This window comes from Paracoccus sp. SMMA_5_TC (assembly GCF_009696685.2).
GTDB lineage: Bacteria > Pseudomonadota > Alphaproteobacteria > Rhodobacterales > Rhodobacteraceae > Paracoccus.
Genome location: NZ_CP102355.1, coordinates 1,846,581 through 1,863,203, shown reverse-complemented (window position 1 = coordinate 1,863,203; position 16,623 = coordinate 1,846,581). Strand labels below are relative to the sequence as shown.

At 69.1% G+C, this 16,623-nt stretch carries 23 protein-coding genes; 5 read left to right on the top strand and 18 right to left on the bottom strand.

The window, feature by feature from the left end; all coding sequences use genetic code 11:
* Positions 1-2: 2 nt before the first annotated feature.
* From GB880_RS09605 to GB880_RS09570, 8 genes are all read right to left on the bottom strand, one after another.
* The gene (locus GB880_RS09605; protein ID WP_263467378.1) at positions 3-419 is read right to left on the bottom strand and encodes an NlpC/P60 family protein; all 417 of its coding nucleotides are present in this window, start codon (positions 417-419) and stop codon (positions 3-5) included.
* Positions 420-430: 11 nt separating this feature from the next.
* Entirely contained in the window at positions 431-1,315 is an 885-nt protein-coding gene (locus tag GB880_RS09600) for a DUF2163 domain-containing protein (RefSeq protein WP_154494520.1), read from the bottom strand.
* Complete coding sequence (locus GB880_RS09595) at positions 1,312-1,938, bottom strand: DUF2460 domain-containing protein (protein ID WP_263467096.1); 627 nt, start codon at positions 1,936-1,938, stop codon at positions 1,312-1,314. The genes GB880_RS09600 and GB880_RS09595 overlap by 4 nt, the downstream gene beginning before the upstream one ends.
* Positions 1,938-4,103, bottom strand: a complete 2,166-nt coding sequence (locus GB880_RS09590) for a phage tail tape measure C-terminal domain-containing protein (RefSeq protein ID WP_263467094.1) — start codon at positions 4,101-4,103, stop codon at positions 1,938-1,940. Before GB880_RS09590 ends, GB880_RS09595 begins: the two co-directional genes overlap by 1 nt.
* The gene (locus GB880_RS09585; RefSeq protein ID WP_263467092.1) at positions 4,096-4,242 is read right to left on the bottom strand and encodes a DUF7697 family protein; all 147 of its coding nucleotides are present in this window, start codon (positions 4,240-4,242) and stop codon (positions 4,096-4,098) included. The genes GB880_RS09590 and GB880_RS09585 overlap by 8 nt, the downstream gene beginning before the upstream one ends.
* 92 nt (positions 4,243-4,334) lie before the next feature.
* Entirely contained in the window at positions 4,335-4,772 is a 438-nt protein-coding gene (locus GB880_RS09580; protein WP_154491307.1) for a hypothetical protein, read from the bottom strand.
* A gap of 2 nt (positions 4,773-4,774) precedes the next feature.
* Positions 4,775-5,719, bottom strand: a complete 945-nt coding sequence (locus tag GB880_RS09575; RefSeq protein ID WP_154491304.1) for a phage tail tube protein — start codon at positions 5,717-5,719, stop codon at positions 4,775-4,777.
* Positions 5,720-5,743: 24 nt separating this feature from the next.
* Positions 5,744-6,163 (bottom strand): acyl-CoA transferase, encoded by a 420-nt coding sequence (locus GB880_RS09570; RefSeq protein WP_154491301.1) that lies wholly within the window; start codon positions 6,161-6,163, stop codon positions 5,744-5,746.
* A 70-nt stretch (positions 6,164-6,233) separates the two neighbouring features.
* On the opposite strand from GB880_RS09570, the gene GB880_RS09565 reads away from it, so the two are divergent.
* Both GB880_RS09565 and GB880_RS09560 read left to right on the top strand, forming a co-directional pair.
* The gene (locus tag GB880_RS09565; protein WP_154491298.1) at positions 6,234-6,587 is read left to right on the top strand and encodes a type II toxin-antitoxin system RelE/ParE family toxin; all 354 of its coding nucleotides are present in this window, start codon (positions 6,234-6,236) and stop codon (positions 6,585-6,587) included.
* A gap of 5 nt (positions 6,588-6,592) precedes the next feature.
* Positions 6,593-6,964: a helix-turn-helix domain-containing protein gene (locus GB880_RS09560; protein ID WP_229774292.1), complete on the top strand. Its 372-nt coding sequence runs from the start codon at positions 6,593-6,595 to the stop codon at positions 6,962-6,964.
* A 3-nt stretch (positions 6,965-6,967) separates the two neighbouring features.
* On the opposite strand, the gene GB880_RS09555 is transcribed toward GB880_RS09560, so the two are convergent.
* The 8 genes from GB880_RS09555 to GB880_RS09520 form a co-directional block, all read right to left on the bottom strand.
* Positions 6,968-7,594 carry a DUF6441 family protein gene (locus GB880_RS09555; RefSeq protein WP_154491292.1) on the bottom strand — a complete coding sequence of 209 codons (627 nt, stop codon included), beginning with the start codon at positions 7,592-7,594 and terminating at the stop codon, positions 6,968-6,970.
* Positions 7,591-7,902 carry a head-tail joining protein gene (locus tag GB880_RS09550; protein WP_154491289.1) on the bottom strand — a complete coding sequence of 104 codons (312 nt, stop codon included), beginning with the start codon at positions 7,900-7,902 and terminating at the stop codon, positions 7,591-7,593. The genes GB880_RS09555 and GB880_RS09550 overlap by 4 nt, the downstream gene beginning before the upstream one ends.
* On the bottom strand, positions 7,902-8,237 hold the full coding sequence (locus GB880_RS09545) for a DUF2190 family protein (protein WP_154491286.1): 336 nt from the start codon (positions 8,235-8,237) through the stop codon (positions 7,902-7,904). The genes GB880_RS09550 and GB880_RS09545 overlap by 1 nt, the downstream gene beginning before the upstream one ends.
* A gap of 75 nt (positions 8,238-8,312) precedes the next feature.
* On the bottom strand, positions 8,313-10,367 hold the full coding sequence (locus tag GB880_RS09540) for a prohead protease/major capsid protein fusion protein (protein ID WP_154491283.1): 2,055 nt from the start codon (positions 10,365-10,367) through the stop codon (positions 8,313-8,315).
* A gap of 5 nt (positions 10,368-10,372) precedes the next feature.
* Complete coding sequence (locus GB880_RS09535) at positions 10,373-11,917, bottom strand: phage portal protein (RefSeq protein ID WP_263467090.1); 1,545 nt, start codon at positions 11,915-11,917, stop codon at positions 10,373-10,375.
* Complete coding sequence (locus tag GB880_RS09530) at positions 11,917-12,126, bottom strand: phage head-tail joining protein (RefSeq protein ID WP_023851464.1); 210 nt, start codon at positions 12,124-12,126, stop codon at positions 11,917-11,919. Before GB880_RS09530 ends, GB880_RS09535 begins: the two co-directional genes overlap by 1 nt.
* Positions 12,126-14,135 carry a phage terminase large subunit family protein gene (locus GB880_RS09525; protein ID WP_154491333.1) on the bottom strand — a complete coding sequence of 670 codons (2,010 nt, stop codon included), beginning with the start codon at positions 14,133-14,135 and terminating at the stop codon, positions 12,126-12,128. Before GB880_RS09525 ends, GB880_RS09530 begins: the two co-directional genes overlap by 1 nt.
* On the bottom strand, positions 14,026-14,589 hold the full coding sequence (locus GB880_RS09520) for a terminase small subunit, Nu1 (protein WP_113900013.1): 564 nt from the start codon (positions 14,587-14,589) through the stop codon (positions 14,026-14,028). Before GB880_RS09520 ends, GB880_RS09525 begins: the two co-directional genes overlap by 110 nt.
* Before the next feature lie 115 nt (positions 14,590-14,704).
* Between GB880_RS09520 and GB880_RS09515 the strand changes: the two genes are divergently transcribed.
* From GB880_RS09515 to GB880_RS09505, 3 genes are all read left to right on the top strand, one after another.
* Positions 14,705-14,887 carry a hypothetical protein gene (locus GB880_RS09515; RefSeq protein ID WP_043869402.1) on the top strand — a complete coding sequence of 61 codons (183 nt, stop codon included), beginning with the start codon at positions 14,705-14,707 and terminating at the stop codon, positions 14,885-14,887.
* Positions 14,888-14,896: 9 nt separating this feature from the next.
* Positions 14,897-15,148, top strand: coding sequence for a hypothetical protein (locus GB880_RS09510; protein WP_113900014.1), 252 nt, complete (start codon positions 14,897-14,899; stop codon positions 15,146-15,148).
* 94 nt (positions 15,149-15,242) lie between these two features.
* Positions 15,243-15,755, top strand: coding sequence for a DUF3489 domain-containing protein (locus GB880_RS09505; protein WP_154491280.1), 513 nt, complete (start codon positions 15,243-15,245; stop codon positions 15,753-15,755).
* A 50-nt stretch (positions 15,756-15,805) separates the two neighbouring features.
* Here GB880_RS09505 and GB880_RS15880 read toward each other — a convergent pair whose 3' ends face one another.
* Entirely contained in the window at positions 15,806-16,105 is a 300-nt protein-coding gene (locus GB880_RS15880; protein WP_425274254.1) for an HNH endonuclease signature motif containing protein, read from the bottom strand.
* A gap of 306 nt (positions 16,106-16,411) precedes the next feature.
* Positions 16,412-16,621, bottom strand: coding sequence for a DUF7220 family protein (locus GB880_RS09500; RefSeq protein ID WP_154491274.1), 210 nt, complete (start codon positions 16,619-16,621; stop codon positions 16,412-16,414).
* Positions 16,622-16,623 lie beyond the last annotated feature (2 nt).

The following is a 16,623-nucleotide window of genomic DNA, read 5'->3' as shown; positions in this document are numbered from 1 at the left end:
TCTCAGCGTTGCGGAAACAGGAAGGCGAAGGCGATGCGCCGCCGCCAGGCGATGGTGAGCGGTTCCTCGATCACGCCGAGCCGCTCGTAGGCATGGAGGAAGCTGTCGGGCTCCGTCAGGATCCCGACATGCTTGGCGATTGCGCGCGGCCTCATGCGGAAGAGCACCAGCGCGCCGGGCCCGGGCTCGGCGGGCGACACCTCGATCATCATGGCGCTCGCGCCCTCGGCCAGAACCTCGCGCGGGCCCATCTCGCCCCAGTCGCGGCTGTAGGGCGGGATCGGGAACGGCTCTGGCCCCACCACCTCGCGCCAGACGCCACGGGCCAGCCCGAGGCAGTCACAGCCGACGCCCCGAAGGCTGGCCTGGTCGTGGTAGGGCGTGCCCAGCCAGGCCCGCGCGATGGCGATGACACGCATGGGGTCGGCGTTCACAGCACGGACCCCTCGTGCCCGCCATCCTTCGTGGCATAGCGCAGCACGGCGTCCTGGCCGGGAATGTGCGGGAAGCCGCGGAAGTTGGCGATGTTGGCGAACTTCGCCCCGCAGGTCTCCATCCGCTTGTCGCAGCCCGCGCGGATAGTGAAGCCGTCGCCTTCGACGATAGCGCGCACCGGCGCTTCGAGCAGCGTCAGCACGGCGATGCCGTCCGTCACGTCATGGCCCAGCACCTCGGTGCGCCGTCCCGCGTTCGCGCCGCTCGTCCAGTCCAGCGTGCCGAAGGTGAACCAGCCGGAGGTGAAGCCGCCGAGGCCCGAGGCGGTGAAGGCCCGGTCGCGCAAAAGGTCGATCACGGCACCCGTTCCCTTCACGGCCGGGTCCTCCAGATCGACGCCGCAGCGCACGTCACCGAGCGCGGCGTCGCAAGTTGCCTGGAAGGTCCGCCCGACCGTCTGGCCGAGCACATGGGCGAGCGAGCGAACCTCGGCGACAAAGGCCAGCCGCCCACGCCGGATCTGGCCGATGGCGCCCCGGCGCAGCAGGACGCGCTGCCCGGTATCGGCCCAGTTCACCCGCCAGACATCGACCTCAGCGTTGTCCCAGCGTCCGTCGAGAATGTCGGCCTCGGTGATCCGGTCCGAGGTCAGCACGCCCTCGGCATCCTGCGCATCGACCGACAGGTCCGAACCGGAACGGACCTCCGAGGCGGTCAGCCCGCTCTCCGGCTCGAAGTCGGTGCCATCGAAGGCGAGCGTCCGGTCGTGGTCGGTGAAGCCGAAACTCGCGCCGTCCGCGCGGGCGATCCGCCAGCACCACGCGAGCGTCGTCGCGCCCTCGTCGAGATGGGCCTGCAGTGCTGGATCGAGGGATTTCATCGGCGCAGTTCCAGCAGCGGAATGGAGGTTATCGAGCCGAGCCGCTCGAGGTCGAGCGTCACGTCGAGCGCATCGGTGTCGAAACGAACCGGGACGTCGAACTCAAAGGCCGCAGTGATCGCGACGCCGGAGCCCGGCGCCGCGCCAAAGCTGACGACCCCCGTCGTGGTGTCGACGGTCCAGCCGGAGAGCTGCTCGACTCCGCCGAGTGCGATGCGCACGGTTCCCGCCACCGGCTTGGCGATTGCGCGCGACCACGATTGCGCGCCGGATGCGTAGCGCTTGACCAGCTGGAAGGCGGTCGTCGTGCCGTCGCCGGTGCCGATCGCCTGATCGGTCGGCGATGGCGCGCCCGAGGGCAGGCAGGACTTGTGATCGCCCCAGTCCTTGAACCGGAATCCATGCAGGCGGCCGTTGCGCGCCTCGAAGAAGGCGACGACCGCCGCGAGATCGTCGGCGCGGCGGATGCCATAGGCGACGTCGTAGCGCCGACGCGAATTGGCCCAGCTGGCGTTCCTCTCCTCGTCGCCCGAGGCGAGCTCGACGATCTGCGTGCGCCGTTCCGGCCCGCCGCGCGCGCCCCGGCTGATGTTGTCGGGAAACCGAACCTCGTGGAACGCCATCACATGCCCCTCCGCCCGAGCGACACCGCGCGGGCGATGTCGGCCGCGACCTGCGTGCGCGACTGCCGGAAGCTTTCGGCGTCGCGCGCCATGATGGTGACGTTGACCACGCCGCCGGTGCCGTAGTTTTGCGCCTCGCGTCGCGACAGAACCCGCTCGCCGCGCTGCAGGATCGCGGGCACCTCGTCATGGCGGAGGCCGGCCATGCCGCCGCCATGCATCCGGGGCGCGGCGGCGAAGGCCATCGCCGGTACCATCCGCGACGGTCCGGCCGATCCGACCATCCCGCCCGCGTGCAGGACGTTGGCGAAGATGCCGCCCGCCCCGGAGAACACGCCGGAGAGCGCATTGGCGATGGGTCCGAGGATGAAGCGCCGCGCCGCCAGCTGGGCGAGATCGGCCAGCAGCGAGGTGACGAGGTCGCGGAAGTTCAGCTTGCCGGTCTTCACGAACTGGCCGACCGCGTTCTCCGCGCTGTTGAACGCGCCGACCAGGGCCTGGCCGATGTCCGCACCGATCTCGCGCGCCTTGCTCGCGTAGTCGCTGACCGCGGCGGTGACTGCCTGCCATCCGGTCAGGGCTTGTTCCGCTCCTGCCGTGGTGTCCGCGCCCGCCTGCCGCCCGGCCGCGCCTGCGCGGCCCGCAGCGGCTTCGGCCTGATCGAGCGCGTCGGTCACGCGCTGCGCGCCTGCCGCGGCCGCATCCATCGCGCCTTCGGTGTCCTCATTGGCGCCGCGCATCGCGTCGAGGAGTGCGGCAACGGCGTCGCGCACGCCGTCGAAGGCCGTGGCGCGGGTGTCGGCCGCGCGTTGGCGGAAGCGCTCGGCGGTCGCGCCCATGTTGCTGGCGGCATGATCCAGCATCGACGCGTAGGATTGCGCGCCGAACCAGTCGATCTGGAAATCCGCCCCGATCCGGTCGGCGATCGCGTTGAAGGTCGGACCGATCATGCCCAGAAACTCGGCCCATTTGCCGGACAGGAACGCCATGAGCCGCGTCCAGATGCTCTCGACGTCGGCGCGCAGCGCGTGGAAGTCGTCGATGAAGGAGGACATCGTGGTCCTGATGCCGTCCCAGACCGCACGCGCGACATTGCCCATCAGCTCCAGCGCATTCCCGAAGCCACCAGCCCCCGCAACGAGGCGCGAGAACTGATAGACCAGCTCACCCGCACCGACGATCAGCGCGCCGATGCCGGTCCGGATCAGTGCCCCGCGCAGAAGGACCAGCGCGGTGGCGAGGCCGCGCACGGAGACGGCCGCGACGACCAGTCCAGCAACCCAGCGCCCGGCCATCAGGGCGGCGAATGTGGCGGCATAGGTGGTCAGGCGACCGATGTTCTCGAAAAGCGTGCGGATGGCGACGCCGAGGGGACCGGTCGTCCGCGCGACCGACGCCATGGCGTTCGCGACCGCTTCCAGCGCGGGGGCGGCGGCGACCGCCAGCTGGTTCGAGAGCCCGCGCCAGATCAGCCCCAGCCGCGAGATGGCGTCATTGGTGCGCTCGATCTGGGCCGCGTCCTGGTCGGAGACCACCACCCCGAAATCCCGCACATCCGCTGTCGCCTGCCGCAGCGTCGCGGTGTCGATGCGGGTGAAGACCAGCGCCGCCCGGTCGCCGAAGAGCTGCGAGGCGACCGCCGCGCGTTCGGCCTCCGGTACGTACTGCCCCATCGCCTGCTGGATCGCGGCGATGCGCGCGTCGAGCGGTAGCGCCTGCAGTTCCCCGGCGGACAGCCGCAACCGGCGCAGGGCTTCCGTCGCAGGTCCTGCCCCTGCCGCAGCCTGCGACAGCCGTCGGGTCAGCTGGACAGTGGCCTGCTCGACCTGACCCATCGACACGCCCGCCAGATCGCCCGCGCGCTCGAGCACCTGGATGCTGGCAACAGTGGTATCGAGGGAGGCCGCGAGCTTGGCCTGCGCATCGACCGTCTGGAGGCCGGAGCGGATCATGGCCACGCCAGCGGCGGCGGCGGCTGCCACGGCGGCAGCGGCGGCGACCCGAACCCGCCGCGAGAAGGCCGCGAGCCGGGCGTTCGCCGCCTCCATCTCCCGGCTGAGCCGTCCGAAGCCGCGCGACCCGGCCTCGCCGACACCTTCCAGCTCGGCGCGCACCTGCCGTCCGCCCACGGCCGCGAGGCGGACGCTGACCCTCTTTTCAGCCATGGGCGTGATCCATCTGTTCGTTGAGCTTGCGGACCATCACCGCCTCGATCTCGGGCAGGCATTCGGCGGCGATCAGCGGATCGACCCCGAGCGCCCGTGCCATGGCGAGCGCGGCCGTCATGTCCCAGCCGAGCACCATGGTCCCGCCCATGCCGGTGGCGAGGCGAAGCTGCCCGGTCAGGCGCTGTGCCAGATCCCAGACCTGCCAACCTTCCAGCGTTTCCGGCCGGTTCAGCCGCGCCGGGCAGTCCGGGCACGGGCCTTGGCAGGCCGCGCAGTAGGCGTCGCCCCCGCCGAAGTGCCACTCGGCAAGGGCGATGAGGCGTTTTTTTCCGCGTCCAGCATCAGATGCGGCGCGAGGCAGCGGGTCTGGAACGCCTCGAACACCGGCCAGATGTCCAGAAGCGCATCGATCCCTTCCGGACTGACGGGGACGGGATTGCCATCGGCATCGCCGACGCCCTCCCAGCCGGTGAGCACGCGGCGGGCGACGGCTTTCGCCATGACCAGCGCCTGCACCTCCTTGCTCGCCCCCTGGGGCAGCGACTCGACCGCTGGGTCGTTGCGCGCCGCGACCATGATCGCGGTGGTGACGGGCAGGACATGCAGGCGCAGGCCGGGGGCGAGATCGAGCCATTTCGGCGTGGCGGACAGATCGAGACGGATCATGGTCAATATTCCTCGATGTCGTTGATGAGGGTGACGGTGCACATCCGCCCGAGCGTGGCATCGCGCGCGGCCTGCCAGTCGAAGCTGGCCTGAATGCCCTGCGGTCCGCCGATCTCGATGCGCGGGCGCGGCAGATAGACAGCATGGACGGTGACGGTCAGGCTTTCGCCCGAGATGAGCATGTAGGAAAACTCCAGCTCGCAAGGTGTGCCGTTCATCGCCTGACTCACCAGCGTGCTGTCGGCGAAGCGCACCTCGGTGCGGCCGGTCAGCGCGGCAATCGAGGGATCGGCGCCGTCGATCATGCCGTCGGCACGGATGGTCTCGATCCGGTCGAGATTGTTGGCGTAGGTGATCTCGGTCGAGATCACGTTGCCGAGCGCGGTGCCGTTCCGTTTGATCGCGCCGTTGAAATGGCCGAAGCGGATCAGGTCCAGCTCCGCTGGGGTCCCCGCAGCACTGGTCGTGGCGACCGTCTCGCCCTGCGCCACCAGCCGCGCGGTGGCGGTCAGCAACCCCGAGCGCTGCATCTGCCAGCTGAGCTGGTCCAGCACCACGCCGGAATACATCGCGTAGCGCGGCACCTCGGGCATGGCGGTCTCGATCGCCATGCTGGGCAATGTCCAGGACCCGGACTGGAAGGTATGGGTCCAGGGGCCGGGCGAACTGCCGGTGGTGGTCGGCGCTCCGAAACCCGCCTTCAGCCAGAAGCCGAACGCCTCGGCGTCGATCGGCACCACCACATCGCCATCCGCCGTCACCGCATCCTTGACCGGCGCCAGCGGATCGCGGCCATAGCCGAGCAGCTCCGATCCGAGCAGCGGCTGCTCCGCCCCCAGCGAGGTGCTGGCGAAGGGCATCCGCGTGTAGCCGCTCGCCGGTGCGCTGCCATAGGTCGTCTCGAACGCGAGCGCCATCCGCGCCCGCGCCCCTTGCGCGCGTGCCATGTCGTTCTCCTGTTGTCGGTGGGGTCAGGCCAGTGGATCGGCCGTGGAATAGTGCAGGACGACCGGGATGACGGCCGCCTTCAGGCTGGCCGCGCCGTCCACCGGCAGATCGACCGGCTGCGGGACTTCCGCCTCCACCCAGTCGCAGAGGCCGCCCAGCGTCCGGTCAGCGCCAATCGCCGCGCCGATGCTCGTGCAAAGCGTGTCGAAGGCAATATCCCGCGCCGCGCCCTGAACGACCGCCTCGATCTCGGCGCGGTGCTGGTAGTGATAACGTAGCGGCGACAGCGTCACCTCGGGTTCGCCGGGCTCACCGTCACGCAGGATCAGCAACCCGGCAGCCGGGACGCGCTCGGGCAGAACCTCACCGCGCAGGGCGGTGGCGGGCAGCGCCGAGAGCCGTATGTGCAGCGCGGCGAGGATGGTTTCGCGGGTGGTGGGCATCGGGATGCTCGCGCCGTTCTTGCAAAATTAGTGCCTGCAAGCTATATAGCTTCCAAGACATGAGGACCGAATGCCCTGGACCGTTTCCTTTGCCGACGAGTTCGAGCCGGAATTCGACGAACTCGATGACGAGGTTCAGGACGCGATCCTCGCGCGGGTGCTGCTTCTCGAACGCGAGGGGCCTTCGCTCGGACGACCGCATGCCGACACCCTGACCGGGTCGAAGCACGCGAACATGAAGGAGTTGCGCTGCAGCGCCGCCGGGGGCGTCTGGCGCATCGCCTTCGCATTCGATCCCGACCGGCAGGCGATCCTGCTCGTCGGCGGGGACAAGTCGGGCGGCAGCGAGAAGCGCTTCTACAAGCAGTTGATCGCCCGGGCCGACGAACGGTTCGATCGCCACCTTGCGGCACGGAAAGGATGACGACCATGGCACGGAGCCTTCAGGACAAGCTGGCCACGCTCGACCCCGCCCGCCGTGCGCGGATCGAGGCCGAGGCCGAACGCCTGCATACCGAATACCTGACGCTGCAGGAACTGCGGAAGGCGCGCGAACTGACGCAGGTGCAGCTCGCCGAGACCCTTGGCATCCAGCAGGCGACGGTCGCCAAGTATGAGCGCCAGAGCGATCTGCTGCTCTCGACCCTCACCAGTTACGTGCGCGCGATGGGCGGATCGCTCAAGCTGATGGTGGAATTCCCCGGCAAGGAGCCTGTCGCGCTCGAAGGGCTGGGCGAAATTGATGAACCGCGCCGCCGTCGTCGCGGACAGGGCGCTCCCCCTGTTGCAGCGCGCCCCTGACGATCAGCGGCTTTCCACCCAGTTTGCCACGATCAACCCCGGCACGCTGTCCACCGCCCGTTCCGCGTCCCGCGCGAGGTTCAGCCGCTTCGGCAGCCTGACCTGAGGGACGAGCAGGAAGATCGGCACAGTGGTGAGGCCCCGGCCGGTCTTCGAGCGCGACGCCACAGCGCGGCCCTTCGTGTTCAGCCGTCCCTCGGCCACCAGCAGGCTCGGCCCCGTCCGGCGATAGACGAAGCGCAGGCGCAGGCCGGTGCGGCGTTCCCATTCTCCGGGGGTGATCCGACCACCGCGGGGGGATTTGCCCGCCGCGGCCGTGGGGATCGTCAGCCAGAACCCGTCCTTCGAGCGGATCAGCGGGCCGGTGTCGTGGGCGCCGACGATGACCGGGGCGTTCGACCAGACCAGCGCAGCGGCATTGAGGCTCGGCCTGCCTTTCGGGAACTGCTCCGACCGGATGGTGCGGGCAAGCCGCGCCCCGAGACCGGCACCGGTGATCTGCGCGCGCCAGGCGGATTTCAGGCCGGTTCCGGCGTCGCGCATCGCTGTGGTGACGGCTTTCTCGCCCGCCCGGGCTTCGGCCTCCATGATCCGGGCAAGATCACCGACGATGTTGACGTCGAGCTTCATGCGGGCCTCAGATCCACGGTCCACACGAGCCGCTCGCGGTCGCGGACCGGCTCGCCCTGAATGAGGAAGGCGTCGCCGTCGATCTCGATGCGGTCGCCGGGGCGCGGGTTCGCCACGTCGGCGACGCGCAGGTCGATCCGGGTGGCCTCCGACCAGAGCCGCGCATCGCCGAAGTCGGTGATGGCATCCGCGCGCCGGGCGACGGCCCGCACCAGCACGGGCGCGCCGCCGTCGGCGATGTAGACCGCGTCCCGGCCGATGTTCGGATCGGCGAAGAGCGCGCCCACGGCGGCAGCAAAGGCGCTCATCAGAACGTTGCGTTCAGGCGCACCCGGCCGATGGTGTCGCCCGCGCCGCTCGCCACCGCCTCGACGGCCACGCCGATGAGGGTGTTGTCGGTCGCGACCGTCGTGCAGCGCTTGTTCGTGTCGTCCCAATAGACCTTGGCGCCGACGGTCCATGCCTGGGAGCCGACCTTGGTGATGTCGAACACGCCGGTGAGCGCGGTCTCGACGGATTCGCCGAGGGCGGCGGTGCCCGAGGCCACGCCGAAAATGGAACCGACGAGCAGGCCATCGCCGGAAGCGACGGCATAGGGCGCGGTCAGGGTGATGGTGTTGCCGGGGTGAACGAAGTTTTTCATGTGGATGATCCTCGTGGAAAGACGACGGGCGGTCCGATTGGGCCGCCCGCATGTCAGGGTTCAGGATGGGGGGCCCTACGCGCCCGGGTTCTTGTAAAGGCCGCGCCAGTCGATGGCCTTGGCGCCGAAGTCGAGGCGGCACTTGATCTCGACGCCGTCGACGTCGAAACCGTTGCGCGTCTCGATGTAGGCACCCTGCTGACCCTCGAGATAGGCGTATTCGATGGTGTCGATCTGGTTCGGACTCGCCGCCAGATACCAGGCGGTCTCGCTGGCGGCGTCGAGGCGCGGCTCGCTGATCGGCGCGAGCGTGCGGATCGACTGCGGCACGACGCTGGAGGTCGCGGCGGGCAACAGGTTCTGGGCCACCAGCTGCTCGGCCTTCAGTTCCAGCGAGGCGGGCACGATCAGGAAGGCGGGGCGGACATTCAGCACCGTCTTCTTGTCGAGGCCGGTCTGCTTGGCCATGGCGGCGCGGGCCGCACCAACGCCGCCGACATCGAGCGCCGCGCCGGTGCCCGCGAGGTTTTTGTGCGCGGTGTGGAAGAGCGCGTTGCCGTCGGCCATCGCCGGGTTGGCGGTGATGATGCCCCAGACCACGTCCGACTCCAGCTGGGCGATGGAGTTACCGTACATCGCCGGGATCCGGGTGAAGGCGTCGAGATCGTCGTTGATCAGCGTCTGGCGGGTGATGGCGACCACCCGGCCATAGGTCTTGACCTTGTAGCTCTCCTTGCTCTCGCCGAGCGTCCCGCGCTTGAACTCGCCGCTCTCGCCGACCTCCAGCAGCTGCGGCGCTTCCCCGAGCTGGACCCGGTGCATCGCCTTGAAGTCGGTGGCGAGCACCTGACGGCAGAACAGCATGAACGTGCGGGGATAGGCCTCGTAGGCCTGCCGCAGGGTCTTGTTGGTGACCGCCGACAGGATCTCGGGGAAGTCCGAGGTCGAATGCAGCGCGCGTGTCGCCACCTCGTCACGGGACAGGCCGCGCGTGTTGACCCCGGCATTGCCGAGGCTTTCGCGGGCGAGTTCCAGCAGTGTCATGCCGCGATACTGGCGCGCGGCGTCCTCCAGCTGGAACAGCGTCGGGCTGTAGCGGTGCAGGAGCGCGTTGGCCACCGCGTCGCGGCGGGTGATGCGCTCGTCCCGGCCGCCGAGGGGGGCGGAGACATGCGGGAAGGTCCGGGTTTCGTCCGACTTCGCGGCGACCTGGTCGAGGATCAGGCGGCGGGACTCGTCGACGCTGACACCGCGCTTGACCAGATCCTCGGCGAAGCCGCGCTCGAGGTTCAGCCGTCCGGCCAGATCGTAGATGGTGGAGACGCGGTCGCGCTCGGCCTCGCGGGCGCGGGTCGCAACCGCCTCGGTGTCGGGCGCGGGCGTGGCCTGCGTCTTCGGCTGGCTGCGGGTCTCGCTGGCGGCGACCTTAGGCTCGGTCACAGCCGCATTCGGCTCGGTCATGGTGGTGTCCTCGGTTGCGACCGGCGCGGTCGGCTGGGTGGCGGGGGTTGCGGCGTCGCTCGCCGGGGTCTGGTTCTTGTCCGTCATCGGGATCGGTCCTTTCGTGGTGGAAGGGGCGTCCCGGCGGTGAAGGACGCAGTCGTGAAGGGGATGCTGGGCGCGGAAGCCCGCTGCGGGGTCGGCGCCGACCGCGACGGCGGAGATCTCGAAGGGCGTCCAGTCCACCGCGCGCCAGAGTTCGCGCGCGGCCTCGGGCTTCGAGACCTCGAAACGGTGGACCTGGTAGCCGATGGAGACCGCTCGGATGTGCCCCGCCTGGATGTCGCGCCAGATCGGCTCGACATCGGCGCGCTCGGAGATCCGCACCAGCGCGATGCCGCGGCCGTTCTCGATCCGGGCCGAGCCCGGCACGACCGAGCCGATCACCGCGTCGAGCGTGTCGAGCTCGTGCACCTTCAGGAACGGCGCGCCCGCGTTCAGCCGGTCGAGCCGGACATGGGCCGGGTCGAGGCTGAGCTCCTCGTCGTAGGGCTCGCCGAAGAAGGTCGCGCGGCGGACGCGGGCCCCGGCCGACCAGACCACCTCGACGGTGCGGGTGTCGGCATCCGCCGTGTTCGGCGCAAGCTCCGCCGACCGGCGCATGGCCGGCAGTTCGATCATCGTGTCCATAAGGGTCAGTCCTGTTGGTCGGCCTGCGCCGAGTCGGTTTCATCCGCTTCGGCGGAGAGGTCGTCGGCGGCGGTATCGGTCGCCGGATCGCCGGTCTGCGCACTGCCGGTCTTGGTGACGCGCCGCGGATCGCTGTCGAGCACCAGCCCGAGCGCATCGAGCTTGGCGTTGGTCGCGGCGATCTCCGCCAGCACCGCGTCGGGGTTGCGTCCCTGCCGGGCGATCACTTCGGCCAGCGTCATGGTGCCGGAGCGGATCGACAGCAGGTTGGCCATCGCGTCCTTCTGCGGATCGACCGCCTCGAACTTCGGCGGCGACCATTCGACCGGCACGGTCGGCGACGGGATCTGACCCGCCGCCCACGCGGCCTCGGTGAACCAGCGCCACACGGGCGCGCAGAACATCGGGATGAAGAGCTGCCACTGCACGGCGTCGATCTGGCGGCGGAACTCGACGAGCCCCGCCCGGATCGAGGAATAGTTCACCTGGCTGAGATCGCCCGTCAGCAGCTCGTAGGGCACGCGGAACCCGGCGGAGATGGTGTGCAGGCTGGCGCGCTTGTATTCGCCGTAGCCGCCGGTGGCGGAGGGCTGGTTAAACCGGATGTCCTTGCCGCCGCGGGCATAGGCGATCAGCCCCGGCTCGAACTGCTCGACCCGGTTGCCGTCGGCATCGACCACGGAGGGCGCGATGCCCTGCTGCGCCTCGTCATCGCCGAACACGATGGCCGTGACGCAGGCTTCGGTCTTCTTGCGGACCAGCTCCGCCACCTCGTAGTCGTCGAGATCGCGCAAGCTGCGGATCACCGGCGCGCCCCAGGGAACGCCGCGCGCCTGCGTGCGCTGCTTCTCGTAGACATGGGCGATCTCGGTCGCCGGGACCGGGCGGCTCTGCAACCCGTTCTGCAGGGCCCCGTAGGCGTCACCCGGGTGCTCGGCATGCAGCCAATAGGCCCGGCGCTTGCCGACCGGGTCGAACTCGATCCCCTGCACCAGCCACCCCGCGCCGATGGCCCCGGATTTCGTGGCGTCGAGGAAGTCCGCCTCCAGCACCTGCAGCTGCAGCGGCACGACGAGGCCGTCACTTGCCCGCCGCAAACGGCGGCGCACCAGGACCTCGCCCGCCTCGACCATCTCGCGGCAGATCAGCGTCTGCAGCCCGTAGAAGTCGAGCTGGCCGTCGGCGTCGCACTCCGCCGTCCAGCGTTCGAACAGCGCGTCGACCTTCCGGTCCAGCGTGTCGTCGCCGCTGGCGGCGCGCGGCATGATGCCCGCGCCGATGATGTTGTTGACCAGCACCGCCACGGCTTTGGCCGCATGCGGGTTGTTGCGCACGAGATCCCGCATCCGGTCGCGCAGCAGCGCCCCGGCTACGCCGATCTCGGTGTCGGCCGAGGATCCCGGCGCGCGCCAGCCCTCGGTTCGCCGCCCGCGAGCCGCGCCGTCATAGCCCCGCGTCAGGGTCTCGAAGGCCTGACGCGCCATGACGCGGCGGGCCGCCATGCGCGGCGCCACCGTGGCGATGGCATGGTCGAACCAGCTCGCCGACATCAGCGGTCCCCGCGCGAGAAGCCTGCGAGCCCGGCCACCGGCAGCGGTCGGCTGACGCCAGCGATGGCGCGCTCGATGGTGCGGATGCGGGCGAGCAGATCTTCGGCCGAACCGTAGTCCACCGACTTGCCGTCGTAGCTGACCCGGGTCGTGCCGCTGGCATAGGCCCGGCGCAGCGCCGAAAGCTCGGTTTCGGTCCAGTCCGTCATCAAAACCATCCTCCCCGCCGCCCGAGCCAGTCGGAGCGGCGCTTGCCCTGCGGGGCCTGTCCCTGCCGGTTGATTTGCCCCGCGGGATCGGTGTCGGTGGGGGCGGCCCCGAGCTGATCCTCGAGGTCGCGCCATTTCTCGTCGGGCCAGCGGTCCGCGCCGGCGATCCAGGCGGCGGCGCGGGCATAGACCCGGCAGTCCAGCGCCTCGTTGCGCTCGCGCAGCTTCTGCCATTCCAGCCGGGCGAAGCCGCGCTTCGTGCGCACCGTCACCAGCTGCTCGGCCACGAACTGCTTCAGCCACTCATTCTCGACCCAATGCGGCAGGTGCACCGACCCGGGCGGGAACGCCGCCCCGTCGGCGTTCGGCCGGCTTACGCCGCGCCACTGGCGCGACGGTCCGGCCTCACCCTCCTCGGTCGGCCGCGCCAGCCGCAGGAAGCGGTAGGTTTCGGCCTTGAAGGTCGAGACCGCCACGGTCCAGAGCCTCGCCCCGCGCCGCAGGCGCTTGCCGCCCTCGGTCGCATCGACGAAGGTCGGACCCGACACCGGGCTCGAGCGGTTGAACCCCTCGACACCCTTCACCGGCGAAACCTGCGCAGCGCCTTGCGCCCGCGACCAGGAATAGACCGCCGGGGCCTCGTAGCCAGTGTCGATGGCGAGCCGCGCGATCCTGAGATGCGCGCCGCGCTCATGCGGCCAGCTTCGGTCGAGCAGCGCGGTCAGCTCCGACCATGCGTCATGCCGGTCCGGCCCGCCCTCGATCACGACGTGATCGACGAGCCAGCTTTCCAGCCCGCGGCCCCAGGCCCAGACATCGACCTCGATCCGGTCCTTCTGCACGTCAGCCCCAGCGGTCAGGAACAACCCGCCCGCGGGCACGATGCCCGGCTTCCAAGCCTCGCGGCGGTCGTAGAGCCGTTGCCAATCGGGGGCTTCCCCGGTCTCGACCCAAGTCTCACCGAGCGACGTATTGACGAAGGTCTTCATCGTCTCGTCCCCGCCGGAGCGAGCCGAGAGAAAGGCCCGCACCATCGCCTCCAGCCTGACCCATGGCGAGTAGATCTCGTTCAGGTGAAACCCCGCCACGCCCGCGAAGGGCTGCTCCGCCACCCAATGCCCTTTTGAGACCGCCGCCCAACGGGTCTCGTCCCGCCAAGCCGCATCGCATTCCGCGCAGTGGTAGCGCGCGGTTTCGGGCCGGTGGTCGCCCTCGGGCCCCTTGCTCCAGCGCACCTGTGTCCAGGTCAGCACCTGTTCCGCCCCGCAATCCGGGCATGGCACCCAGAACCGGCGCTGATCGCTTTCCTCGAAGGCTGCCTCGATCCGGCTGGTGCCCTTGTTCGTGGGTGTCGAGACCAGCACGATCTTGCGGTTCCAGAAGGTCACCGTGCGTTTCCTGGCGAGATTGATCGGATCACCCTCGGCGCCCGCGCTGAACGGATAGCGGTCCACCTCGTCGCACAGCAGCAGGCGGATCGGGCGGCTGGCCAGACCCGAGGGTGCGTTCGCGCCCACGATGGTCAGGTGCCCGCCCGGAAACCGCTTGTGCAGGATCTTGTTGTTGCCGTCGCGCGAGCGCGGATCGGCAATCTTGCCCAACAGACACGGCGTGTCGCGGGCCATCGGCGAGAAGCGGTCCTTCGACCAGGTTTCCGCGTCGCGCTCGGTCGGCATCACCACCATGATCGGCGCGGGATCCTGATCGATGTGATAGCCGCAGGCGTTGTTCAGCACCTCGGTCTTGCCGACCTGGGCGGAGGACATGATGACCACCGTCTCGGTCGAGGCGTCCGAGATCGCCTCCATGATCCCGCGCTGATATTCGGCCCGGCTCGTGCGCCATTGCCCGGGTTCGGCGCTGGCCTCAGAGCTCAGCCGTCGGTTCTCGTCCGCCCAATCACTGATCGTCAGTTCCGGCGGCGGGCGCAGCACCTTCAGCGCCGTCTCCACCGTCCGCTTCAGGATCGGGGAGCCCGTCAATGTCAGCGCTGGCTTCGAGTTGGACATCTGGCTGCGCGAGATCATCGAGCACCTCGCGGATGGTCATTCGGATCAGGTTCCGGGTGTCTCCGACGGTTGATTGTTCAAAAACCTGCGGCGCCAGCCGGTCCGGCAGCGCGAGCAGACGGGTCCGCAAAAGCGCCAGAACGGCGATCCAGGCGGCCTCGATCTGCTCGGCCGCGATCAGCGCGCCGCGCTTTTCTTCGGCCTCCATCTCGGCGAGATCAGCCCGCGCCCGAATGAAGCGCGCCCGCTCGGCCGCATAATCCGGCGCACCGGCCTGCGCCTTCGTGGCCTGATCGCGCAGGTAGCGGACATAGCCGCGCACCGAGCCGATCAGATCGTACTGGCCGCGCTCGGCCTTCGGAATCACACCCTCGCGGCTCAGCTGCTGGACCCGGCGCTCGGATAGATCGAGGAGCCGCGCGATCACGCCGATGGGTTGCGTGGCTGACGACATGAGATGATCCGCGCGCTCCGATTAAAGCCATGTAATTGCTGCGATTATACTGGATGGTGAGCCCCGGCAGAGCGAAGCTGATCCTGCGAAAACGATGCACCCCACGGAGCCTGCCATGACCCTCGCCGAACGCTACAACCTTGAAGCCGCCCGCCTGCTTCCGCACATGGCCGCCGACCTTCAGGTCGATCCCGCCATCACCCGCGCGACCGAGATCGACGAGATCGTCTTCCGGCGCGGCGAGTTTCTGGGCGGCATGGCCTGCGCGATCCTCGCGATGATCGAGCAGAAGAACTGAGGGGGCAGGATGATGACCGACCGCCACCAACTCCGCGCCGAAAAGGCCCGCAGGAACCAAGAAGCCGCGCTGGCGGCTTTCATTGAAAAGAAGGCCGAGATCGACACGATGCTCGTCCGCCTGCAGAGGCTGAGTGATGACCACTTCGACGCCCATCCCGACGAGATCAACTGGGGCCACGTCGGTACCCTCGAACACTACGCGAGCCTGTTGAAGCGCATCACCGACAGCGCGTTCGGCGAAGGCGAATTTGCAGACTGACCTCCGGAATCTCCGGACCTCTGCCGCGCGCGGGCGCGGCTCGGGGTCGTAGAAGGGATCGCGACGGACGCGACCCGAATACGGAGACGCCCCCATGACCCAGCTTTCCGACACCCAAGCCATCATCCTCAGCGCCGCCGCCCAGCGGCCCGAGCACATCGCCCTGCCGCTGCCCGAGAGCCTGCGGGGTGGCGCCGCCGCCAAGGTGGTTGGCACGATGCTCGCGAAGGGCTTGCTCGAAGAGGCCGAGGCGGACATGCGCAAGGGCGAACCCGTCTGGCGCGAGACCGGCGACGGGCACGGCGTCACGCTGGTTGCCACCGACGCAGGCCTTGCCGCCATCGGCATCGAGCCGAACACCTCCGCCGCCCCCGAACCCGCGCCCAAGACGCGCACGCCGCGCGAGGGCACCAAGCAGGCCACTCTGATCGCCATGCTGCGCGCGCCGAACGGCGCGACCATCGAGGAGATCATGGCCGCGACGGGCTGGCAGTCGCACACGGTGCGCGGCGCGATGGCCGGGGCGCTGAAGAAGAAACTCGGTCTCGAGGTGACTTCCGAGAAGGTCGAGGATCGGGGGCGGGTCTACCGGCTTCCCGCCGCCTGACCCACGCCAGAAGCGTTACGCCGCCGCCCAAAACGGGCGGCGGCCTCTAGCTATGATGGCCTCGACAGTATCGCCGTGAGACCGACCGATGACACCTGCGCCAGCAGCCACCTTCCGGCTGCCATGCGCTTCTGGACGTAAACGCGATGCTCTTCAGGCGAGTGCGGGCACTTCCGCCTATGGCGCTGGTTATTGCAGTACCAGCAGGCCGCAACGATGTTCTCATCCGTGTCGCGACCACCGTCGGAACGGGCGTGCAGATGCTCGGCGGTGCAGCGAAGCGCCCTTGGCGTCCGCTTCGTGTGGTTGTTTCGTTGGAAAGACGCGGTTTCAGCGGCATCGTCCCACATCTGCAGGCCGCAGTAGTAGCAGCGGCCACCTTGGGCCATCATCTTCCGTCGGCGGATACGTTTCAGTGATCCCATTGCAAGGGTCCTTTCATTCGACTTCGTGAGAAGCGAATGCGCGACGTCCGTAACGGACGCTCCCCGGCTGGAAGCTCCTGCTCGCGCGAGGCCCGGTGATCCGTGGCTCCGCATGCCGGACCGCGAAACCTGCAGGATAATGCCCCAAGGTCAGAGTAGCCGCTGGCTTACTCAAGTCGGCCGAAGCCGAATTCGCAGCAGCGCGACAATAAAGGATCGTCCCGCATCGCGTCAACGGAACCTTTCGAAGAGGCGCCGCAGGACATAGGACCGCGCGATGCTCACCACGGTGAATACCGCACCCATCTTCAGGTTCTGCGCCAGCGTCGTATGCAGCCCGAAGACCGGGAAGATCAGGATCTGCGTGACCACGGCAACGCCGTAGCCGATCATCACGTTGGCAACGGACTCGACCAGCGACATGAGGCGGGTCTGGCTCATGC